Origin of the sequence: Paraburkholderia sp. CNPSo 3272, from assembly GCF_024206495.1 — a bacterium.
Lineage (GTDB): Bacteria > Pseudomonadota > Gammaproteobacteria > Burkholderiales > Burkholderiaceae > Paraburkholderia.
The window spans coordinates 61,613-85,269 of the sequence record NZ_JAMBPQ010000011.1 but is presented as its reverse complement, the minus strand read 5'-3'; the positions used below and the strand labels follow the sequence as shown (position 1 = coordinate 85,269).

The window sequence follows — 23,657 nt, the reverse complement described above, 5'->3', positions numbered from 1 at the left end:
CCCTTTCAGGGGCCGGGGCCTTCGTCCTTCTGAACGGAGTCCCTATGAAACGACAGATTGTTATCGCAACCGTCGCGGCTTCGCTCGTCGCTGCGGCGTGCCTGTGCGCGGTATCGGTGTATGCCGGGCCGCGGGCATCACTGGCTAGCGTCGGACGAGCGAACTGAATTCCACTCTGACCCAACGGTTGCCAATGCCCCGCGAGGGATGCGCCCCGCCTTCTGGAACCTGACGATGACTTACTCATGCAACCAATTCTCTGAGGACATCGTGCGCTGCCTCATCGATGCCGAAGTGGTAGACGCCGTCGCCTTGTCGGACCCCGACATGGGCAGACAGGCCGACGTTGCGATCGCCGGTATCGTCGCTGCTGGACAGGCAACGCGTGCTGCGCGCTTCATCTCGCTCGTTCTCGCGAGCGACGAATCGCGCGCCGCGCTCGCTGTCACCGGTGACGGCGCCTTCGTCGACGCTCTTCGTCTGGCGGACGCTATCGCGTCCCAGAGCGTGCTTGAATTGCCGCCGGCACGTGCAAACTTTGCTGCGTTCGTCGCGGCGCTGCCTCACGGCCGCGAGTGGGCGAAGCAGATTCGCCTGCGTTCGGTGTAGGATGCGCGCCATCATGTTTTCGGCAACCAACTCCTACCCCAGCGCGCTCACGCCGCCAACGGCCCATCAGCGCGATCAACTGAAATGGCGTCCGGACTTTGCGAGGATTCGCGGAAAGATCTACCTCGCTGTCGCGGACCAGATTGAGCAGGCCATCCGGTCCGGCCTGTTCCGGCCGGGTGACGCGCTGCCCACTCAGCGGAGCATTGCTGACGATCTGGGCTTTCATCTGAACACCATCAACGCGGCGTTCCGTGAAGTGGCACGCCGCGGCCTCATCGAGAGTCGTACACGTCGCGGCTCGATCGTTTCCTTTGAGCCCGCTGCGGTCTGAGCATCATCGCCGCGCCCACCGTTGTCACCGTACCGATCGCACTTTTTTTAACTCGCGGCCTGATCCGCGCCATTTTTCCCTCATGGGGCGACGCCCCGCGAGGGAGTTGCCCCGTCTTTTTCCAGGAGCAACTCGCATGAGCAACGAACAGATTGATGGCGTCGCGCCGGGCATGCCCGTCCTTCAAACGAACGCGCATCTCGGCGACAGCCTTATTGTTCGCGCTGGCATACCGCATCGGGGCGGCAAGCTCGCTTCACATGCGTTCAACGAAGGATACGCCGCGATGGTGTCGGCGAATGCCTTCTGGAACCCCGTACGGCAGGCCTTTCACATTCCTGAGGCGACGGACCTTACGGAACTAGACTTCGCCCTCGATAGCGCTGGCTTCACGGCCATGCAGCTGTGGAAGGCGCGCGGCAATCAGGCCGGGATCGCCGGTGTGTACCCGTGGAGCTACGAGCAGTACGTCGAACTCGCGTCGTTTTGTGGTGCATCGTGGTACGCACAACCGGACATGTGCTGCGAACCCGAAATATCGACTGATCGAGAGGTGATCGACTATCGAATTCGGGCAACAGCGACGATGCTGGAAGGGACCTTACGTGTCGTGTTCGCGTGGCAGGAGCAACTCTTGCGCGACCATGACAGTCGAACCGTGAGCAATCTTGTTCGCGTACCGGTGCCGGTAGTACAGGGCTGGACGTCGAAGCGCTGAACGAAAAGTCCAGATTGTGGGAGCGGCTCGAGGCATATGCAGCCGGCCAGGCGCTGAGCCCGCAGCTATTGCTCTCGCAGATACTCTACTTCAAGCCATGGATTCCTCTGAACAGGAAGATGACGGAGATCGACGCTCTGGTATGGCCGGAAAGGAAGGCACGCAGCGCGCTCCTGCTGTTCGTCGCCGACGAGATTCGTGCTGGCGTTGCAATCAAGAAAACAAGCATGGGCGAATGTGTGGTGTGCCCTGAAAAGGGCATCCGCGCCGTGGGCCGCGATCAGCGACTGACGCAGCCACCCTACTGGGTGCTAAGTGTGGTCGACCGCGATCGTGACGGCAACGTGCGCTTTCGGGAAGCGTTCGCGCAGCACGCGTATTCGTTTGCACGACCAATACCTTTGGACAGCCGGTATGAGCGCGTCACGCTGAAATTGCTGTTTGGCGTCATGGAATGGGTAAGAAAGCACGGCGTCGAGGTGACGCTCTGGAAACTGCTGTTTGACCGGGAGGTGAGGCAGACAGACAAGCCGAGCCTGTGGTGCCGGCCCGACTTTGAACTGACGTTCCGTTCGACGGCAGCCACCGGAGTGGCCCCCCGGCTGCACCGCCTCGTCGTCGAGACAATGGGCGCCGATGATCCTGACTACCTTGAGCGCAAGTCGCGCACTCAAGGAATCATGCAACGACGCGGCATCCTGATCGAGCATCGCGTTGCCGACGATGCTGGCCAGAAGGAGCGGGACGACGTGTTCTTCCGTAGGGTCGCCGCAAAGATCCTGCATCTCGCCGGAGTGCCGCAGGCAAGGGCAGTCTGAACGTTTCACTGCGCTTCGTTATCTACCAGCCTTCTTGATTGATGCCCTCCGCTTCCGGGTGCTTGCCGGCAATATCCGCGCCCTCGCCAGAGCGACGCCGAGTATGACGACCGGAGTAGCGGGCCATGGTTCATTGTGTTGAAGCTGGCCGCGCAGGTTGACGGCTGGGTGGCTCAACTCCGGGCGCGTTTGACATCACGCGCGCCAACTGTCAAGTCGCCTTCGGCCGTTACGCCCGGCCGTCGCCCGGGCGGAATATGCGACTAACGGTCTTCCGCAATTTTCTCCAAAAATAGGCGAAACCCACATGACTCCAGTCTTCAGGCAAAGGGGAGGGCAGCATCTGCCCACGTTTCCGAAAGACGACGCGCGCGTGCGGGTCTTCGAACATGACGAGGCCATATCGCAATGTGTGACCGTCTACGCCGGTTCCAGTCTCAACACCTCGTTTTGAACCCTGCCATCGGCGAGTGCTGCATCGAGGAGGAAGCATTTGCAGGGGCTCGTCGACGAACGATTGTCAGCCTCCCCAACCCACGAATTCACTCCGTTGGTGAAACGTCTTGCATAAATCTGCAAGCCTATGTAATTCGGCAGCGATTCTTCTCCTAGGGAAGGTCTGCAAAAGTCCTGGAGTTGATGTCTGGTTGGCCTATCCTGGAAGAACGCGAGTTAAAGGAGTTCCTCGATGACACAGCTCGGTCTTGGTCTGGATCTTTCAACGAAACGCACGCGCAAGCGGGAATTTCTCGATGAGATGAGGCGCGTTGTGCCATTGTCGAAGCTGATTGCGCTGATCGAACCGCACTATCCGAAGGGTAAGACTGGAAGGCCACCGTTTCCAGTTGCGACGATGCTGCAGATCCACTTCATGCAGCAGTGGTTTGGTCTGTCAGACCCGGCGATGGAAGAGGCACTTTATGACGTGCCGCTGTATCGTGAGTTTGCGGAGCTTGACGAAGGTATGACGCGCTTACCGGACGAGAGCACGATTCTGCGGTTCCGTCATCTTCTCGAAACGCACGGTCTGGCCGCGCAGATGCTCGCACTGGTCAATGAGATCCTGAGTGAAAAAGGCTTGATGTTGAAGGCAGGGTCAGCGGTCGACGCGACCTTGATTAGCGCGCCCAGTTCGACAAAGAACGGCTCTGGCAATCGGGACCCGGAGATGCATCAAACGAAGAAAGGGAATCAATGGTACTTCGGGATGAAAGCGCACATCGGCGTGGACGCAGAGTCGGGTCTGGTCCACACCGTCATTGGTACGGCGGCCAACGTTCACGACATCAATGCGGCCGAAGCGTTGTTGCACGGCCAGGAAAAGGATGTGTACGCTGACGCCGGCTATCAGGGTATTGAAAAGCGCTGTCAGGCGAGTCCGGTACGCTGGCATGTTGCGATGCGACCGGGCAAGCGTCGACAACTGGACCTGAACAATCGTCTGGACGCGATATACAACCAGATTGAGCGTCTGAAGGCTGGCGTACGCGCCAAGGTTGAACATCCGTTCCGCGTGCTCAAGCAGCAGTTTGGCTATACGAAGACGCGGTACCGAGGATTGGTGAAGAACACCGCGCAGATTACGACACTGTTTGCGCTGGGCAACCTCTGGATGTCGCGCAGGGCTTTAAGCAAAGCGTGAAACGCCCGCGGGTTCAGGCCGTGAGTCTCGGCAAACGATGGTCGTCATGTTTGAAAAACCAGACGACCAACCTGCGAGCAAACGCTTACGCCTGATATGCCTAACGTGGAGAAAGATCAGCGCTCTGAAAACGTGTTGTGCAGACCTTCCCTAGATTTCGAACCAGTGCGCGACGCATCGGTCGCGTGATAAGAATACTTAATGGTAGCTTCGCGTGCTGATTGTTGGCGTGTTCTTAATGGTGAGAGTTCAAGTAGATAGCCCTACTGTTGCGATAGAAATTTTTTAGCGAAAGAGGAGATTTCATGATCCGCCGGCTGGAGATTACGGGGCGATTGAGCAAGGTATTGATCGCGAATGGATTCGTTTTTTTGTCTGGGCTAACGGCCCGCGACACTACAGGGGGCGTCAAGGAGCAGGTTGTAGATATCCTCGCGCAGATTGATGACTTTCTGCTGGCCGCCGGCAGTGCCAAGTCCCGTATTGCTGTTGCGAATATCTGGCTTAAGGATGTCAACACCTTCGATGAGCTAAACGAAGTATGGGAAGCTTGGGTCGATAAAGAGCATCCCCCCGCGCGCGCGACGGTCGAGTCGAAGTTGGCAGGGGAAGACATCCTCGTCGAGATCCAGGTTCAGGCGGTGGCCTGAACAGGACACGCGTGATGTTGCCAGAGCGATATACGTTTATCAGAGGGAAGGGAAAATGAATCTGCAGGGAAATGCTCCGAATGATCCGTCCTGGTGGTTTGAGGAAGCGCTCCGCAGCGAGGGGGTACAACCTGCGGCGCCGGCCCTTACCGGGGTGCTCACGGTTGACGTGGTGATCGTCGGTGGCGGGTATACTGGACTGTGGACCGCCCTGGCCCTCAAGGAACGCGCCCCGCATCTCGTCGTCGCTCTCATTGAATCGTCCCAGTGTGGTTCCGGCGCTAGCGGTAAAAATGGAGGGAAGGTTAGCGGATACTGGCCGTCTCTCACCGGAATCGCGGCGAACATTGGCCCAGATGCGGCGTTGGCCGTTGCAAGAGCCGGTACTCGGGCTCAGGACGCTATTCGGCTGTTTGCTACCGAGCCTGGTCGCGACGTATGGTGGCGTGAAAACGGTCATATGCGCGTCTCCGCAGCACCGGCGCAAGACGCCCAAATCGCAACATACCTTGATACGGCACGGCAACTCGGCGCAACGGACACCGTACGGTCGCTGACGGCCGAAGAAGTACAGGAGATTTGCCGATCTCCCGTTTTCCGGGACGGCATATATTTCCCCGAGGGCGCGACTGTTCAACCAGCACGTCTGGCGCGCCAGTTGCGGGCTGCGGCAATCGCTGCGGATGTGAAGGTATTCGAAGGCACGCCGATGATCCGGCTCGACGAGGGAACGCTCAATCGCGTTGTCACCCCTACCGGTGAAATCATCGCAAAGGAAGTGGTACTGGCGACCAATATCGAACTCGCGAAGCGCAGGGAGATCGTCCCATTTCTTACCGTGTTCTCATCCTACGCATTGGTGACGCAACCGGCGCCCGAGAAAATCAGCCTGATGGGCTGGAAGCGGGAGGAGGGCATCACTGACTTACGGATGTTCGTCCACTATTTCCGGAAGACTATCGATGGGCGGGTCCTCATGGGTTCTGGCTCGGGCCCCATCGGATTTGGTGGACATACGTCGGATCCGCGACTGACTACTGACATGGCGTCCGCAGTGCGCGCGGAGCGCGGACTCCGTCGCCTGTTGCCGGCCTTTAGAGACGTTCAGATTGATCGAACGTGGGGCGGTGGCATCGATATCTCGTTCGACCGGCTACCGTTCTTTCGAACGTTATCGGGAACGCGCATCCACTACGCCTGCGGATATTCTGGGCATGGCGTTAATCCCACATACATTGGGGGGCAATGTCTTGCGTCGCTCGTCTTGCGGTCAAAAGACGAATGGAGTTCGCTACCTTTCTGTACGCGAGAGCCACGAGCGCTGCCGCCGGAGCCTTTTCGATATGTTGGCGGGCGCTTCGTACGCTGGGGCATCCTCCGATGCGAAGATGACGAGGAAGTTGGCAAGAGGTCCCGATTGTTACCTCGTGTCGCTGCGGCCATCCCCAAAACGTTTGGCTTGAGAATCGGAACCCGATGATGGCGAGCACATCCATTGGCGGCCGATGCCCGCAGGCGGTGTTAGACCAACGGCGAAGCTCGCTCTAATCGGCTCCGGGAAGACTATCCGGGTATGTCGCACTCTTCGCAATCTGGGCAACGCAGGGTGGCCGTTCATGACCCGTAGGAGGACCACTCAGCGACAAGGGATGTCACCTCATAAGGAGTTCAGCGGCGAAAAAGCCCGATCGGATTTGGCCCGCAGCTGATGGCCGGTACTGTCCGTACAATCGAACTATCGGTGCTGTCCCTTGCGGCCGCGGTTGTCCTTGGACTCATGGGCTTTGTCCGGATGGGGGTATTGCAAAGATGCTGCGGGTTGTGTAAAAGCGCAACGTCATGAAGCCAGCTTGAATAATGCCATATAAAGCCAGACTAAAGACGGGTGAACGGCGCAAGCGCAAGAAGCCGGGGTACCGGGTGACGAACGCGCGGGCGTATAACCAGAGCCTGAGAAAGCGCGGCATGATCAGCCTGTATGTGCCGGGCGGCGATCTGAAGGCGCAGCTTATCAACGCAAAGATCCGTACGCCGGGCGTGTCGGGGCGTGAGCCGACCTACACCACGGCGTACATCGAGCTGATCTTTACCTTCTACCGGCTGTTCGGCTGGGGGATGCGGCAGATCACCGGCTATATGGAGGACTACTGGGAGACTCGCGGGCTGGACATCCCGGTGCCCAGCGCCAGTCAGCTGGGCGAACGGTTCGCTTCACTGGAGGTGAGCGTCACGCAGCGTTGCGAACAGTTGGCCCGACGTCTCGCGCGCGGCGAGACGATCAGTCTCATCGTCGACAGCACGGGATTGAGCTTTGGGCGGGCGAGCCAGTGGTACGAGGAAAAGTACGGTCAGAAGGCCGCGCGCACGCCGTGGCGCAAGATGCATCTGTCGATCGACGCTGACATGAACGTACACGCGATCCGCATCACCACTACAGAAGTATCGGACAGCGAAGGAATGGACGCCGTGCTGCCCGCTGATGTGCCGATGGATCGGGTGATTGCCGATGGCGCGTACTACAGCATCGAGCGTACCGAAGCGCTTTCAGGCACGGGCGTGACGCCCGTCATCCCACCGCCAGCTCACGCTGTCGGACACGGCGAGGAGCGAACCCGCCGGCATGACCAGATCGTCAGATACATCGAGGACAAAGGCATCTATGCATTTCACAAGAAATACGGCTACGGTGTGCGCTCGCTGGTCGAGGCACAGATCTCGCGCATCAAGCGCTGCATCGGCGAGCGCCTGCTGACGCAGGAGCTTGCGTCGCAGGAAGGCGAAGGCGTAATCATCGCCAACCTGCTGAACCGGTGGAACGCCTTCGGCAAACCGGTTTGCGTCAAAAATGCATAGTCGCGTCCATAGCACGGGAACTCGTACCCATCCGGACAAAGCCCGTCTTCTCCAGTTTATGGAGTCGCTGTAATTATGCGTAGTTCGCCGGACCGGAAATCCTCGGGGACCGGCTCGGCGACCGGCGCAGCATTGTTCGGCAACGAACGGCTCCGCGTAATTTGCCGCTGCGTATTATTCCGGCTACACGATCATGCCTCACACGCACGAGCACGGACAAAGGGCCCAGCTGAGCCGCTTACAGCACATCTGAAATTCGCGCCGCGCTGTATCAATTTACCTCCGCGCGCGATGTATTGCGTTGTCGCGATTATGCCAGTGAGCATTTCTTCGTTGACTGGACTATTGGGCTTTGGCAATTGTCGCGCCTTCTGGCCAACTTGCGAATGGGAATCTGGCCGGGATCCCTGCTCAAGACGCTCATTAGGGGACAGCTTGTTCACGATCGACTGGAAGTGTCACCTTGATTGTGGTGCCGGCGCCCGGCGAACTGATAACGTCGATTTCGCCATCCAGCATCAGAACACGCTCTTTCATCCCCGCTAGACCGAACGATCTCTTCCCGGTTGCCAGAACATCGAACCCGACACCGTCGTCGCTCACTTCCAGCAGATAGGCGTCATGTGTTCGTTTCAGCCCGATAATCACCCGATTCGCAACCGCGTGACGGGCGACGTTGGTCAGCGCCTCCTGGACGAGGCGGAACAGGACGATAGCGCGATCCTCGCTCACGACGATGTTCTCGTCCTGCAAGTTGAGGTAACAGGCTGTGCGGCCGTTGCGGTTGAACTCTGCAGCGAGCCACTCGAGCGCTGCCGCAATGCCAGTGTCGAGTGCTGCCGGACGCAGCGATGCGATCACCCCTCTGACGACCTGCATCGTTTCATCCACAAGGGAAATCAGTACCTGGGTCTGCGCGACCAGCTCCGGTCGATCTCGGCCCAACTGCATGCGTAATGCCGACGCCTGCAGGCGAAGCGCGGTGAGATGCTGTCCAAGTTCGTCGTGCATCTCACGTGCGATGTGCTTGCGCTCTTCCTCGCGAGCCATTTCTCGATGTGACGTGAGCTCCCGAAGCATTTCGTAGGACTCGCGCAAACGGCGCTCCGCCTCCTTGAGCACGGTCAGATCAATCACGAAGGCGACGCCTTCTTTCCCGCTGGCATCGAACGCCGCCCGGCCGACCATGACGGGTACACGACTGCCGTCCTTCCGGACGTACTCCTTCTCGGAAGGTTGAATACGCCCGTCCTGTCCGATCTGTAGCAGAGCCTGTTCGGCGCTTCCGCGCCATTCGTCCGGCGTCAGATCTCGCCAGCGTAGATGGGCTGCGGCAAGTTCAGTACGGTCATATCCCACCATGCGCAGAAACGCGTCATTAGCCTCGAGGATGTCACCCTCGGCGTTCCACACGATGATGCCGATGATATTGGCATCGACGAGTCGCCGGATTCTTGCCTCGCGTTCGGCAAGGTCGCGGTACAGTCGGGTATTCTCGAGCGCAGTCGCCGCCTGCGACGCGAGGAGCCGGAGTACCGCACTCCGTGCTGAGGTGAAGGCGCGGGTGATCAGATTGTTTTCGAGGTACAGAGCGCCGATCAGCTTTGCCTGATTCATCAACGGCATGCAGAGAACGGAACGGGTTCGATGCTCGCGGATATATGCGTCCATCGCGAACGCGGGCTCGTTCACGGCATCGTCGAGAATGACGTTCTTCCTTGTGCGCAGCACATGGTGGAGCACCGACTCGGGCATCACGGTTGCGCTTACGGGCACATCCCGCAATTGGACGCGAGGTTTTTCGCCGTCCGTCCCGACTTCCGCTGCGAGCCGCTGTTCGCCCGTATGCGAAAGAATGAGTAACCCCCGCTCCGCGCCTGCCTGTTCGATTGCCGTGCGCATGATCGTGTCGATCAACCTGTCGAGAACGACCTCTCCCGAAACCGCTTGCGATACCCTGATTACAGTAGCAAGGTCAAGGTGTTCGACAGGCGCCCCGATCGTGCTGCCTGGTCCGGGCGTGCGCTCCTCATCCCTGAGATGGGGGAACAGTTCGTCGAGTTGGCGCACCTTGCCTTCGGCGCCCCAGTGTCGGTAGCCCCGGCGCGCGTCCTGCAAATAGACACGGGCAATCTTGTCGAAATCGCGCGCCGCGTAGAAACCGGATGCGAGTTCATTGGCAAGCGCTTCGTTGTGTACAAAGCCGTTTGCGCGCGCGAGGCGAATGGCCTCGTCGTAGAGCCGCATCGCGTCGACATCACGGCCTTCCAGGCGCGCCATCTCCGCGCCCACCAGCGCAGCGCGATTGCCGAAATTCGCCGGACAGTTCTTCGCCCATATCTCCAGTTGCCGGCAATGCGCAGCGATGGCGTCGTGCTGCTGCTGTCGCTCCCCGGCTGGTGCACGGTCGCAATGTGCGGCGAGTGCGAGCGCGCCGTAGAAGTGGTACTCGCACTCCTCCAGGTGCGACGACGAGCTCCAGAGGAGCTGCTGCGCGACCGCTGCCGCATTCACGGCGGCCACATGGTCGCCTGAAAGGTAGCGCCCCTGTAGTTTCCGGATCCAGTACCAGCACGCAGCCGTCGCGAGCGCGGGGTTGGCGGACAAACGCTGTTCCGTACGAAGCTCGTTGAACTCGCCGTAGTCGAAACGACCGAATTTTATCGTCGAGCCGCGGAGCATCCGGATCAGCGCAAGTTGCGTAGTGAGGTTATCGACGACAAGGCCGAAACGCGCCTTCACGGAGAATGCAAGGCCCTGTTCAGCTTCGCGTTGCACGTCGATCAACGGCTCACCGGCAAAAAGCCGGTCCGAAACCACGTGGCAGCAGGTATAGGCGCCAGACGGAAGGTCCCCGGTCCGGGTTGCCGCTTCGAACGCGCGGCGCAGCACCTCGCTGCTGACGCGCACGTGTTTCGTCCAGCGCACGACGTAGAGCGCGTAGCAGAGATACGTCACTGCCTCGAAGCGTTTGAGTCCCCGGCGCTCGACCAGATCGAAACCAAGCTGGCCGAACTGGATACCGGCGTGGTAATCGCCAAAGCGTGGTCCTGCAATCCGGGGGAACATGACGTACGCAAAGCACGAGGCGTCGCAGTTGCCGCGCTCCAGACTAAGACTGATCAGTTTGCATATGGCGAGGGACGCGAGATTCGCGTCGAAGAACCAGGCCGGCCTCAAGAGCTTGCTCAGCACATCGGCGATCGCAAGGGACATCGGATCCGTCATCAATGGCACATCAATGAGTGCCTCGATTGTCCGACCTGCAAGCAGTGACCGGACCGTTTCGTATCCCCGCTGTACGTCGTTTTCGTGCGGGTGCGCTGCCCAGTCAATACCGACTTGCCGGAGGTGGTCGAGACAGACTTCGACCGCGCGACCGCTCCGGTCGAGAGTCAGGTAAACATCCATGCGCAGACACGCAACATGCGCCTGTTCGGCGGTAGTCGTCGCGCGGCTTGACAGCATGGCCAGCCGCTCTTGCGCGTCCGCTAACCGCCCGGTGAGGAACTCGCATTCGGCCCGGTTCAACTCCAGCGCGAAAATCAGTTCATGCCTGCGCTCCCAGCAGTCGCCCGTCAGGTGTTCCGCGCCAGCAGTGAGGTAGGTGAGCGCCGACGCATAGGCTGTCGACGCCTTGGCTCGCCGGGCTGCGCTTAGGTTGAACTCGGCCAGTTGCTCGCGTTCCTGCTGGGAAGTCATCAGCGCTGCGCCACGGTTGAGTTGGCTGACGATCTCGAAGATCGCATCTTCCATTCTGCCAGCGGCGGTTTGCGCTGCGAGCAGCCGCCCGATTCGCAGGTGGGTGTCGGCACGCAAATCTCCCGGAATCAGCGAATAGGCGGCTTCCTGCACCCGGTCGTGTACAAACGCGTACGCGTCTTCCCGTTGCTCGACCAGTTCCTGATCGACTGCAGGCCGCAGCAGCGCTCGAATTTCCCGCGTCGAGGTGCCCAGAACCTTCGGCAGTATCGCAAGCGAGGCGGTGTTGCCGAGGCAGGCGAGCTGTTGCAACGCGCGCTGCGTTTCAGTGGGCAGACGCGCCAGCTTCGCGACCATGAGGTCTACCACGTTGTCGGTGTATCCCGTGCCGTGGATGCGGGGCAGATCCCAGCACCAGCAGGCCTTGTCATGGTCGAAGCTGATGAGACCGGCATCGGCGAGCGCGTGCAAAAACTGGATCACGAAGAACGGATTGCCCGCCGTCTTTTCATGCACGAGGCGGGCAAGCGGTGCGGCGCGCGCCGGCTCACAGTGAAGCGCTTCGACGTTCAGTTGCTCCACGTACTCGCAAGCGAGAGGCGCTAGAGCGATTTCGTCGATCCGTGCGCCCGCCGCCCTGAACGTCTGAAGCTTGCGCAGCAGCGGATGGCTGGCATCCACTTCATTGCTGCGATAGGCGCCGATCAGCATCAGATATTGAAGATCAGAGCGCGTCAGAAGATCGTCGAGCAAATCGAGCGTCGCGGCGTCGAGCCATTGCAGATCGTCGAGAAAGAGTGCCAGCGGATGCTCACGTTGCGCAAACACGCCGATAAAGCGCCGGAAGACGAGTTCGAAGCGGTGTCGCGCCTGATTCGGCTCGAGTTCCGGGACGGGCGCCGGGTCTCCGATGACGAGCTTCAACTCGGGAATCATCTCGGTCACGAGGCGCGCATTCGGACCCAGTGCTGTGACCAATGCGTCGCGCCAGACCGCGAGCTCCGTGTCCGGCTTGCCGAGAAGCGACCGCACCAGGCCCTGAATGGCCTGCACGAGTGTCGAATAGGGTATGTCGCGTTTGTACTGGTCGAACTTGCCCGACGCGAAGAGTCCACGTGGTGGTACCAGCGCCTTGTGCAGTTCACTGACGACCGCAGACTTGCCGATGCCCGAACAACCGGAAACCAGCACGAGTTCAGGCGTGCCGGTGTTGACCACTCGATCAAATGCGGCAATCAGGGCCTTGACCTCGTTCTGCCTCCCATAGAGCTTCTCGGGGATCCGGAGCCGGTCGGGCATGTCGTATTCACCCAGCAGGAAGGCATCGATGTGGCGTTGACGTTGCCATTCGGTCAGGCAACGCCGCAGGTCTCGCTCGACGCCCGCCGCAGTCTGATAGCGCTCCTCGGGCGTCTTTGCGAGCAGCTTCATGACAAGTTCCGAGACGGCAGCTGGGACCGTGTTTACCATCTCGCTTGGGGGCACCGGCTTTCGTGCAATATGGCAATGCACCCATTCCATCGGGTCGGAGGCCATGAACGGCAGGGTCCCCGTGAGCATTTGATAGAGCGTGACCCCGAATGCATAAAGGTCACTGCGCGAATCGATTGAGCGATTCATCCGTCCGGTCTGTTCAGGTGCCATGTAGGCGAGGGTGCCGGCGATCGTTTCAGGCGGCTGCGGTGATTGCCGCTCGCGCGGCAGTTGCGAAGCGATGCCGAATCCGGTGAGCCGCGGCTGCCTGTCTGTGCAGTCAACCAGAATATGAGCGGGCTTGAGGTCCTTGTGGACAAGGCCGCACTGATGGAGCTTGACCAGCGTAGCGGCAATGTCCACGGCGAGCGACAAGACACGCTCCACCCCGACAGGCGCACCGACCAGGCGCTCGAGTGGGTCGCCACCCGGATCCTCGAGCAGCAGGGCCATCCGTCCGTCTTCGCGCACCAGCTTGATGGGGCGCACCGCCCACGCGCTGTTGAGCTGTTCCTTCAGCGCGAACTCGTGAGCGAGGCGATCGAGAAGGGCGGTCGAGGGGTGTTCGTCGGCGCTGCGCACGACCAGCACACTGTCGGTGGCGCCAGGGGACCCGACACGGCAGAAGGTGCGCTCTTCATCCTCCCACAGGACGTGGACACTGAAGCCCGTGTCGGAGCCATGTTGATAGTTCATGTGCCGTCATTCACAGTCAGGCTCTAGCCCTTGATTCTATCAAGATACGTGGCCCTATTCGTCTGTCTATAGCGCGCAGGGCGCGACCGGAGTGGCCCGGGGGGCGCCTGCGCGGTCAGCAACGTCGCTGACTACAGTTGCACGATACCCGGTGCGACGCTGCCATGGCCACTTGTATTTGGGCTCTGGTGCAAATAGCGCGGGGGCGAATCGGTTAAGGTGTCGGGCTGAACGAATTGAGAACTGGGGATGAGCAAGCTGAAGAGCCTGGACGAACTGTTTGCAGGCCGTCACTTTGACCGCGATGTGATCATTCTGTGTGTTCGCTGGTACCTGCGCTACAAGCTTAGCTTGCGCGATCTGGTCGAAATGATGGCGGAACGGGGTCTGGCGCCGGCCCACACGACGATCCTGCGCTGGGTGCAGCGCTTTGCGCCGGAGTTCGTCAAACGGTGGAATCTTCGGCAGGCCCACCGGCCAGTCCTGGCGTGTTGACGAGACTTATCTCAAGCTGCGCGGCAAGTGGGTCTATCTTTATCGGGCGGTGGATCGGGTGGGCCAGACAGTGCCAGGCACGACGTGAAGGCGGCAAAAGCCTTTTTCAGGAAGGCGATCAAACATCAAGGCCAGCCACCGAAGACCATCACGCTTGACGGCTATGCGGCCTCGCACCGCGCCGTGCGCGAGATGAAGGCCGATGGCCTGCTGCCTGAGGACACGAAGGTCCGATCCTCGAAATATCTCAATAATCTGGTCGAGCAGGACCACCGCAACATCAAGTCCCCGGACGAAAGTCATGCTCGGCTTCAAGCGTTTCAGGAATGCAGCGATCACCCTCTCTCGTATTGAGCTGGTACATCGTATTCGCAAGGGACAATTCGGTCTCGCGAAGCTCGGCCTCAAAGATGCCACTGCGCCCGCAGTCTGGGAGGACGTCTTGTCTGCTTGATAAGGTATCCTCTATATAGGAAAAATCTCGTGCAGACCGCCTATTTGCACCAGAGCCGTATTGGGTGGGTCCGCGACGCTTGTGACGCACGCCCGGAGCTTTGACGTACGAAAAAGCCCCGAATCTTGGCATCCCCCCATTGGACACCTGACAGCTGGGATTGTAAAAGATCTGAAACGTTCATCACGAATGGACAGATAAAAAATATTGTACTAAACCGCTGAAGCGGTAGGGGGAGGTGGGCACAGGTCTATGGCTGACGCTTCATGAGGAGGGTTGTCTGGCGCTGAGCCCCAGCGAGGTGGTGAGCGGTGTCGCCAGGAGCAGTATGTGGACGCCCGGTTGGGCATTCCACCTACTGTTTCCAGGAGGTTCGTCATGACTCCGCTGCGCCAACGCATGCTGCACGACATGCAGATCCGCAACCTTGCAGACAACACCCAGAAGACCTATCTGCTGCAAGTCTCCAGTTTCGCCCGGCACTTCCGGCGCTCACCCGAGGTGCTCGGCCCCGAAGAGATCCGTGCCTGGATCATCCATCTGACCAACGAACGCAAGCTCGCGCCGGCCAGTGTCCAACTTGCCGTGGGCGCGCTGCGCTTCCTGTACCGCATCACGCTCAGGCGGAACTGGAGTGACGAGGATTTCCCGTTGCCCAAACGGCCCTTGAAGCTGCCCGTCATCCTGAGCTTCGAGGAAGTGACGCGTTTCTTCGAGTCCATTCCCAGCCTGAAGCAGCGCACCATCCTGATGACGGCCTACGCGGCCGGCCTGCGGATGTCGGAAGTCGTCCACCTGAAGGTCACCGATATCGACAGCCAGCGGATGATGATCCGTGTCCGCCAGGGTAAAGGCCGTAAGGATCGCTATGTAATGCTCTCGCCACGGCTGCTCGAGATCCTGAGACTGTACTGGCAGGACGCTCACCCGCGGGAGTGGCTGTTTCCGGGCAACATTCCCGGACGGCCCATCAGCCGCCATGCCGTGGGCCAGGCATGCGCGCTTGCACGTAAGCGCAGCGGCATCACCAAACCCGTGACACCCCATTCGCTGCGGCACGCGTTCGCCACGCACCTGCTGGAAACCGGCGCCGATGTACGCCGGATCCAGCTGCTGATGGGACATCGCAGCATGGCGACCACGGCACGGTATCTCAAGCTGGCGACGAGCACTGTATGTGCCACCACCAGTCCCTTCGATCTGCTGCCGCACCCTGCACCCATCCCGCCTGAGCCCACACCGCCCGCATACTTCTGAAGCCGGCGATGCGACCGGCGCTCGAGGTGGCGGACATCTTCCGCCGCTGCGGCGAACGGTACCGGCAGACCCATGCCGATGCCCTCAGTCGCGCCCAGCGGCGCGCGATGAGCGCCATCGAGCTGTGCCGCACCGCCGCGCTCGGCGGACATGTCGAGCAGTGCGATACGTGCGGCCATCAGCGCATTGCCTACGACTCATGCCGGCATCGGTGCTGTCCGAAGTGCCAGTCGCTCGCCCGCGCGCAATGGCTCGAACGCCGGCGCGCCGAGCTGCTCCCCTCAATCGAATACTTCCACGTCGTCTTCACACTCCCCGAGCCCATCGCCGCGCTCGCGTACCAGAACAAGAAGACCCTCTACGATCTGCTGTTTCGCACCAGCGCCGAGACGCTGCGCACGATCGCCGCCGATCCGAAACACCTGGGCGCGGAGATCGGCTTCATCACGGTCCTGCACACGTGGGGGCAGAATCTGCTGCACCATTCGCACGTGCACTGCGTGGTACCGGGCGGCGGCATCGCCCCGGACGGCGAACGCTGGCTCGCCTGCCGGCCAGGCTTCTTCCTGCCCGTACGGGTGCTCTCGCGGCTCTTCCGGCGGCTCTTTCTCGACCAGCTGCGCCGCGCGTTCGACGCCGGCGCGCTGCGCTTCCATGGCCAGCTCGAGCCGTTGCGTGACCCGCGAGCGTTCGCCGCCTGGCTCGCGCCCGCCGCTCACGCGGAGTGGGTCGTCTACGCTAAACCACCGTTTGGCGGCGCGGCACAGGTGCTCGATTACCTGGGCCGCTACACGCATCGCGTTGCCATCTCGAATAACCGGTTGCTGCGCTTTGATGGCGATTCGGTGTTGTTCCAGTGGAAGGACTACCGTCACCACGCACGCCACAGGACCATGACCCTGACGGCCGACGAGTTCATGCGCCGCTTCCTGCTGCACGTGCTGCCCGTCGGCTTCAAGCGCATCCGCAGCTACGGGTGGCTTGCCAACTGTCATCGAGCAGCGCGCCTGGCCACCTGCCGGCGACTGCTCGGCGTCGAGCCTCCCGCCGCTGCATCACCTGCCATCAAGGAAGACTACCGTGACCGTTACCAGCGGCTCACCGGCAGGTCACTGCGCCATTGCCCCGTATGCGGCAAGGGCCACATGGTCCGCATCGAAGGCGCGCTGCCTGGCCACAAGTCTGGCATCCTCGCGCGGGCGCCTCCCGATCCGGCCCATGTGCACTGACCGGCATCAGCACCACCCCCGCGCACGTTGCTCTTCCTCCAAGGCGGCCAACGCGAACCGGCTCGTGCCATGGCGTCGTCGCACCCTCACAATGCCGCGAAACTCAGCATTCCTTACCCATTGGCGTCCGCATTTCCACTGTCTTCGCGCGACGGGCCCGGCCAACCGCCCGCTTCTGGCGCGCACCACCCCGTGCGCCTGGCATCACAAATCACCGCGACGATCATTCAATGCCCATAAACGCCAGCGCTTGCGGAGCGGTTTAGCACAAACATTTTTTTGATTACCGATCGCGGACTGGTCCCGATCGGCCTGTTCACGCGTAAGTGGCCGCGATCGCCAACCAAAAAAATCTCTGCTTTATCTGTCCAATCTTGTTCTGAATCTAAACTGGCAGGCATGAAAACGCGTGAGATAGCCCCCATCGCCTTCCCCAGCGACGCTGAACTGGCTGCGCTGCGCGCCTGGTATGCCAGGTTCGACCCTCGAGCGGCCGTCGCGCGCTATCTGGGCGACCGCAAGGCGCCCGGGGCGTCGGCGCGCGGCGTGCTCGGCCGCATTCGGCGCACTCTGGTCGCGTTCGCGACGAGCCGTCACCGGGCTGACCTGGGTGAAACATTCGGCGAGCGATCCGCCGCGTCGGCCGACATCGTCGCACGCGCTATTGAGACATTGCGCAGCCTGCCAGCACCGGTGCCGCACATTGCCGACGAGATCGACCAGTGGTTGCCGCCGCGCGTGGTGGGCGCGCTGCAGGCGCACGGCCTCCGGACGCTGGCCGATCTGACCGTGCGGATTCCGCGCCGGCGCCGCTGGTGGATCGCGATCGACGGACTCGGCGTCGCCGGCGCGCGTCGCGTGGAGGCGTTTTTTGCCGCCCATCCGGCACTGACCGAACGGGCGCGGGCGTTGATCGTCGTGGCACCGGCCGGCGACGTCGTGGCGTGGGAGCAGTTGCGTGTGCCGCACGAAGTCGACGGCTCGCATGGACAGTTCCGCGCACCAAGGGCTGCTTGCCTGCTGAATGCATCCAACGACTACGAGGCGATCCAATCCTGGCTCTCGCTGCACGACTCGGCCACCTCGCAGCGCGCCTACCGCAAGGAAGCAGAGCGCCTGATCCTGTGGGGGATCATCGAGCGAGGCCGAGCGTTGTCGTCGCTCACCACTGACGACGCGATCGCGTACCGGGCATTCCTGCGCCGGCCCACGCCGCGCGAGCGTTGGGTCGGGCCGTCGCGGCCACGCCACAGTGTTGAATGGCGACCTTTCATCGGCGCGCTCTCGCCCCGATCAGCGGCGTACGCACTGAATGTCCTGTCGGCGCTATTTCGCTGGCTGGTCGAGCAGCGCTACGTGCTGGCGAATCCGTTCGCCGGCGTCAAGGTCAAGAGTGACGCGCCGCGTGCGGGATTGGACGTGTCGCGCGGTTTCTCCGAGGGCGAGTCGCTGCTCATCCGCACCGTTGCTGACGGCCTCGAATGGTCCTACGGCTGGAGCGTGCCGGCCGCCCAGCGCGTGCGGTTTCTGCTGGACTTTGGCTATGCAACTGGCCTGCGCGCGAGTGAACTGGTCGGCGCGACGCTCGCCGATATCCGTCGAGATGAGCACGGCGATCACTGGCTGCACGTGCTCGGCAAGGGGGCAAGCGCGGTAAGGTTGCGTTGCCGTCGCTCGCCCGAGCCGCGCTGGATCAATTTCTCGTGCAGCGTGGGCTGCCGGTTACGCCCGCGCGCTGGAACCCGGCGACGCCGCTCGTCGCGAGCCTTGAGGAGGACGGCGCAGGCATCGAACTAAAACGGCTCTGGCGTGTGCTGAGACGATTCTTCATTGTGGTGGCCGACGCGATCCAGGACGAACGGTCAGCGACTGCCGACAAGCTGCGCCGCGCAAGCCCGCATTGGATGCGTCACACGCACGCGTCGCACGCGCTGGCACGGGGTGCTGAGCTGATCATGGTGCGCGATAATTTGCGCCATGCGTCGATTTCGAAGACGTCGACCTACTTGCACAGCGATGAAGTGCAGTGGGCCCGGCAGTTTGATCATGCGTTCGAGGCACGCAAGCGGTAGACCGACTGCAGACCGACGACGCTGGGACAATGATAGTGTCTGTGGGCTGAACACTGCTCAACCAAACCGACAAAAAATCAGAATTTCTCCGCAAAATCATCGAGCTAAGATTATTTTGGCGAAAATTTCGCGATTACCCACACCGGCAAATTAGGCGAAGCGCCATGTAGACGATGGCGACACCGCCGTGTTCAGGCGGGATCGCTCGGGCTGAGTTGTGTGGCAATGGTTCGCATAATGCCCTGAACTTTTCCTACCGACCATGGTGGCCGGCAAGGAGAGGCTGGCGTTGACATCAGTGTCATCGCATTCTGGCTGGGCCATGAAAGCATCGACACGACGCACATCTACATGGAGTCCAATCTTGCGCACAAGGAGGAAGCGCTAGGTCGCTTGCAGCCTGTCGGGCAGCGGACGCCGCGTTTTCACGCAACCGACAAGGTCATGGCCTTCCTCGAAACCCTCTGATTATGCGCACCGCAACGGCCGGGGTCTCATGTTCCAGACGGCTCCCCGGCCGTCGTTTCGCCTAATTTGGCGGTGTGGGTAATCGTTAATATCTGAAGCTTCAGATATTCGCGAATCCCGGCCGACCCTGCTCTAAGCAGCACGAAACAAATGGGCGCGCGTGCAGTGCACCGGTCGTCGTTACATGATGCTCACCCGTAACAGCGGTGGTGGCACGGTGCGTTTCTCGCTCACGCTCAACTGGTCGCAAACGAGCGTCCGGTCGACGGCTAGGCGCCGCTGCAGAACGGCCAATGGATACATGTGGCCGTGACGCTCTCGGGCACCACTTTCACCCTGTATTACGCAATGCGGCCAACTTCGCTACCGCTCTTCAAGCGATAAATCGTTATCCCCGCAAGGCGCGCTAGCCGAATTAGTGGGCACTTTAGCGCTTCTGTGAACACCGTTAGCAGAAAATGTGAGCCGCAACACCCGGCTTCTTCTCCGCAGACTGTGTCAAAGTGATGCCCATCAGATTGGAAATGATGGGCATCACTTCGATGTCGCCCTCAGCCGCCGTCTATAACGGCCGGCACGAGTCGCTTACCCTGCTCCTGCGCCACCGCACGGATCGCTTGACGTCAATCAAATTTTCGCTGTTGGGAAGAACGACGGTCATCCCGGCTGACCGGTTCCGAGAATTCTGCATTACCAGCGGATATAAATATACAGGCGAGGACGGGAGGCGCCGATATCACTCCGCGGTGATGGAGAAGTTTTTGGACGCGAAAGGCAGACCGCCAGGCGACGACGTTATCTCGAAGCCGTACTGAACATCGCCGAGCACGACATCATCGAAATAATTCCGCGACTTGAGGTAATTCATGAATGCCAGCACGTCGAGCGTGGTGTGGTCGGTCTTTTTTGTGCGAAGAAACGAATAGACCGTGTTACTGCTATTGCTGCCCACGTAGACATTCCAGTAAGCGCCCGACAGCTGGACATCTTTCTGAATTGGGATCGCGCAGCCGGAAAACGTCCAGTTCGCGGAAATCGGTTTTACGTTGCCGCAGCCATCAGGGGATCCGGTATAGTTGAGCCAGATCATGATTTCATGCGCGTTGTTTCCGGCCCAGATATCGAAGGTCGATTCCCAAGCGCCGCTAGAAGGGGTGATCGCTGAGACGACAGCAGTCAGCGACTTAAGCGAACTGAGGGACTTGTTGACCGTATATCCGATGTGTGGATAGGACTTGATGTGGCCGGTGTCGGGTTGATTTGAAGAGACGCCCCAGTCAAGGTTGCTGTTGGCCCAGATCGTCTGCTTGCCTGCAGCGACACCTTGGCAGGGCGACCAGACGTCATTGTTGAACGTGTAGCTTCCGTAGGAGCTGGAAGCAAAAAGGAGATCGGACGGATAGCAGGACGAGGCTTCGGGCGAAGTTGCAGACCAGGCCTCGGCCTGTGCTTCTGCACTGCAAACCATCAAAGCTGTGGCGGCACAGCCGGCGAGGAATGGCATTCGCTGCATAAGGTTGCTGTCTCCTATAGGGTCGATGATGTCAGTCGAGATTGGTCTCCCTTGGCTTTTAGCGGCGATATGAGCCGTAACATTGCCGAACTGTCATTCATTCATTCCCTTTGCCACTTTTGATTGCCGGTCGGAACCAGCGGCGTTGGTCAAACGGGAACAGAACGTAGTCGCGAACCGTATGCGGTTCCGGTTGGTTGCGAAGACCCACTTCCGGCCATTCCTCTTTTTCCGGCCAGTATGCAGTGCGAAAAACTGTGTCCCAGATGGTGGTGAAGAATCCATAGTTTTGGTGCCGGTGATGCGATTCCATTGAGTGGTGAATGCGGTGAAACTGGTTATCGCCGATGATGTATCGGAGCGGCCCGAGATTCACACGCGTGCTGGAGTGAGAAAGATGCGCCTGAAAGCTAATTAGCGTCATGGCAACCGCGGGCACGACACCGGACTTGAAGTGGATTAGCGCGAGTGGCAGTGCTACAAACATCGCGTAAACAATCGGTTCGGAAATGTGATGATTACAGTTCCATGCAGTCAACTCGCGGATCGAGTGATGAGTCGCATGCAAGCGCCACAGGAACGGAATTGCGTGCTGCGCGCGGTGCATCCAGTAGTAAAAGAAGTCGCCGGCAATTGCAACCAGAACGCCAGAAAAAACCGCCATAAACACCCCGGCGATCGTGTTGCCGGAATGGAGCAACGCCCCAAAATCCACTGTCAGGAGTGGTTTCACCCCTAGCCATTGCAGCCCCATAGCGTAAAGGTGCCAGATTAATGCACCACAACCGATGCGGATTATCCAGTTCCGCACGCCCCGAATGTATGACGAAAAACTGTAGCGGTAGGCCGGGAAGATCAGCTCGAGTACGACGCAGACGTTAGCGAAGACCATCACGAGCTCAAATGAGTTCACGAAGAACAGGGCCATCTGATCAATATCGACAACGTGCATTCATTTGCTCCGGCGAATCGGCGCTCTATGCGCGAGCCTAGGTAAAAGTGGTACTGGCCAGCCAGCGGCCTGACAGCTGTCGGTTCACAGGTCCGAAACTATTTGGCCCAGCGTATCCTATAAATGCCGGCTCGGCATGCAATTGGAAGTGCGGGCGGTAGTGCACGGGTTGCACCTGGCAGGTCAAGCAACATCAGGACCGTAGTACTTCAAACCATAACAGTGACGACTACACAGCAGGTTCTAGTATGCATCGCTTCGCGCCATTGTGAAAATTGATTGTTTGGATCGGAGGCATCCGCGTTCTAAATGCCGTTTGCACCTCAGTCGTAAGTACTGGCGGCATTCAGCCACAACGGATTTGTTGCAAGAGTTGATTGCCACACTGTTCACCGACCCTGCTCTTCTACGACACGACGGCAATCTGATCGCGGTCGACCGTCATTCCTATACCGCCACAGTGGGGTTGGCGTGGCACGAAACCCACAGCGGCGAGTTCGTCTCTCAGGGACATCTGGGCACTGGGACACGCGAGAAACGACAGCTGGCATTTAACGATTTGATTTTCCTGGCTGCCGCACCGATATAGTCCTACATCATAAATTGAGCGGATGGCGAGGTACGAAAGAACCGACGATCGTTTGTAAGGCGTCCTCTATGGGACCAGTTAAGTGGTGTACTCGAGGCGGCGTTGTTGCATAAATCGAGCATAGGGACGAAGTGGCCTCCATGTTTTCAACCTCAGGCGATACGAACGGACTGCGGGCGGCGAGCGCCGCCATGCGGTTGAGCACGCCTGCACGAATCGATACCTCGGTCGCCTGGGAGCCGATCGCGCGCGCCCACAGGCAGGGGCCCGTGAGTATCTTGAGGCGGTACATCAGGGTCTCTGCAAGCGAGCGCCGGTGGTAGCCGCTCTCTTGCTTCCATTCGCTCCTGCTGCTCTGGGCGATTGCATCGATGGCCGCATTGCGCCACGCCGCACCGGGCGTGCTGTCAGGCCAGGGCATTGCGCCCTCGCGTGGTGGAATAGACGGCGTAGCGGCGCGCGCGGCAATCTGCGCGTGGCACGGCCTGGTGTTGTAGGCGCCGTCGCCACCAGCGGTGTCGATCGCCACGTCAGCGGGAATCTGGTCGAGCAAATCGGGCAGCACTTCGCCATCTCCCTCGTCCTGATGCGTCATCAGCGCGGCGCAAATCTGGCCGGTGTTCGCGTCCATCGTCAGATGGACCTTGCGCCAGGTGCGGCGCTTGGACCAGCCGTGTTTACGGACCTTCCACTCGCCTTCGCCGTAGACCTTCAGTCCAGTACTATCGACGACGAGGTGCAACGGCTCGCCGGTGTGCAGCACTGGCAGCGCGACCTTCAGGGTCTGCGCGCGGCGGCACCGGCAAGCCGGGGAAGGCAAGCTGCCCAGGCTGAGCGCGAACCCTTGGAGTGCGCGCAATGGCAGGCGAAAGACCTGCTTGAGGCCGAGCAACATCTGCACGAGCGCATCCGGGTAGACGCAGGGGCGGCCACGGGCACGTACGTCCAGCTCGGGGGGGCGCCGCGAACAGGCTTGGGTCGATCTAAACCGTCACGTCCCCTCGAGCAATGAGGCCAGCGTTGTACTGCGCCCAGTTCTTGACGCGGTATTCGGCTTTCGAACTCGATTGCTTGCTGGTCGTGTCCTTGCGCATCTTCTCGGCAAAAATCGAGAATGTACGCAGGAAACCGAA

General features: G+C 60.3%; 13 protein-coding genes and 4 pseudogenes. 13 read left to right on the top strand and 4 right to left on the bottom strand.

Translation table 11 applies throughout. The features are described 5' to 3' along the window. Positions 1-234 precede the first annotated feature (234 nt). The 9 genes and pseudogenes from M3I53_RS16010 to M3I53_RS15970 all read left to right on the top strand — a co-directional run bounded on the left by M3I53_RS16010 (position 235) and on the right by M3I53_RS15970 (position 7,624). Entirely contained in the window at positions 235-609 is a 375-nt protein-coding gene (locus M3I53_RS16010; protein WP_254316883.1) for a hypothetical protein, read from the top strand. Positions 610-622: 13 nt separating this feature from the next. Beyond that, the gene (locus M3I53_RS16005; RefSeq protein ID WP_254316882.1) at positions 623-943 is read left to right on the top strand and encodes a GntR family transcriptional regulator; all 321 of its coding nucleotides are present in this window, start codon (positions 623-625) and stop codon (positions 941-943) included. Positions 944-1,079: 136 nt separating this feature from the next. Next, positions 1,080-1,661: a hypothetical protein gene (locus tag M3I53_RS16000; RefSeq protein ID WP_254316881.1), complete on the top strand. Its 582-nt coding sequence runs from the start codon at positions 1,080-1,082 to the stop codon at positions 1,659-1,661. 119 nt (positions 1,662-1,780) lie between these two features. Then, on the top strand, positions 1,781-2,479 hold the full coding sequence (locus M3I53_RS15995; protein WP_254316880.1) for a hypothetical protein: 699 nt from the start codon (positions 1,781-1,783) through the stop codon (positions 2,477-2,479). Between the two features lie 688 nt (positions 2,480-3,167). Then, positions 3,168-4,121 carry an IS5 family transposase gene (locus M3I53_RS15990; RefSeq protein ID WP_254316879.1) on the top strand — a complete coding sequence of 318 codons (954 nt, stop codon included), beginning with the start codon at positions 3,168-3,170 and terminating at the stop codon, positions 4,119-4,121. A gap of 305 nt (positions 4,122-4,426) precedes the next feature. After that, on the top strand, positions 4,427-4,771 hold the full coding sequence (locus M3I53_RS15985; protein WP_254316878.1) for a RidA family protein: 345 nt from the start codon (positions 4,427-4,429) through the stop codon (positions 4,769-4,771). A 55-nt stretch (positions 4,772-4,826) separates the two neighbouring features. Beyond that, entirely contained in the window at positions 4,827-6,251 is a 1,425-nt protein-coding gene (locus tag M3I53_RS15980; RefSeq protein WP_254316877.1) for an FAD-binding oxidoreductase, read from the top strand. Positions 6,252-6,479: 228 nt separating this feature from the next. Continuing rightward, a pseudogene (locus tag M3I53_RS15975) lies at positions 6,480-6,560 on the top strand (histidine ABC transporter permease); the annotation flags it as partial. Positions 6,561-6,628: 68 nt separating this feature from the next. Continuing rightward, positions 6,629-7,624 (top strand): IS5 family transposase, encoded by a 996-nt coding sequence (locus M3I53_RS15970; protein WP_254316876.1) that lies wholly within the window; start codon positions 6,629-6,631, stop codon positions 7,622-7,624. Between the two features lie 423 nt (positions 7,625-8,047). On the opposite strand, the gene M3I53_RS15965 is transcribed toward M3I53_RS15970, so the two are convergent. Continuing rightward, a complete protein-coding gene (locus M3I53_RS15965; protein ID WP_254316875.1) occupies positions 8,048-13,495 on the bottom strand; it encodes an AAA family ATPase in 5,448 nt (1,815 codons plus the stop codon). 249 nt (positions 13,496-13,744) lie between these two features. Here M3I53_RS15965 and M3I53_RS15960 point away from each other — a divergent pair. The 4 genes and pseudogenes from M3I53_RS15960 to M3I53_RS15945 all read left to right on the top strand — a co-directional run bounded on the left by M3I53_RS15960 (position 13,745) and on the right by M3I53_RS15945 (position 19,002). Next, positions 13,745-14,444 (top strand): annotated as a pseudogene (locus M3I53_RS15960) (IS6 family transposase). Positions 14,445-14,822: 378 nt separating this feature from the next. Then, positions 14,823-15,701, top strand: coding sequence for a site-specific integrase (locus M3I53_RS15955; RefSeq protein ID WP_254316874.1), 879 nt, complete (start codon positions 14,823-14,825; stop codon positions 15,699-15,701). Between the two features lie 8 nt (positions 15,702-15,709). Then, the gene (locus M3I53_RS15950; protein WP_254316873.1) at positions 15,710-16,930 is read left to right on the top strand and encodes an IS91 family transposase; all 1,221 of its coding nucleotides are present in this window, start codon (positions 15,710-15,712) and stop codon (positions 16,928-16,930) included. Positions 16,931-17,329: 399 nt separating this feature from the next. Next, positions 17,330-19,002: pseudogene (locus tag M3I53_RS15945) on the top strand (phage integrase family protein). Positions 19,003-20,206: 1,204 nt separating this feature from the next. Here the strand turns inward: M3I53_RS15945 and M3I53_RS15940 are convergent. From M3I53_RS15940 to M3I53_RS15930, 3 genes and pseudogenes are all read right to left on the bottom strand, one after another. Continuing rightward, positions 20,207-20,974: a glycosyl hydrolase gene (locus M3I53_RS15940; protein ID WP_254316872.1), complete on the bottom strand. Its 768-nt coding sequence runs from the start codon at positions 20,972-20,974 to the stop codon at positions 20,207-20,209. Positions 20,975-21,080: 106 nt separating this feature from the next. Continuing rightward, positions 21,081-21,935: a sterol desaturase family protein gene (locus tag M3I53_RS15935; RefSeq protein WP_133191099.1), complete on the bottom strand. Its 855-nt coding sequence runs from the start codon at positions 21,933-21,935 to the stop codon at positions 21,081-21,083. Between the two features lie 741 nt (positions 21,936-22,676). Further along, positions 22,677-23,618 (bottom strand): annotated as a pseudogene (locus M3I53_RS15930) (IS5 family transposase). Positions 23,619-23,657: the final 39 nt, after the last annotated feature.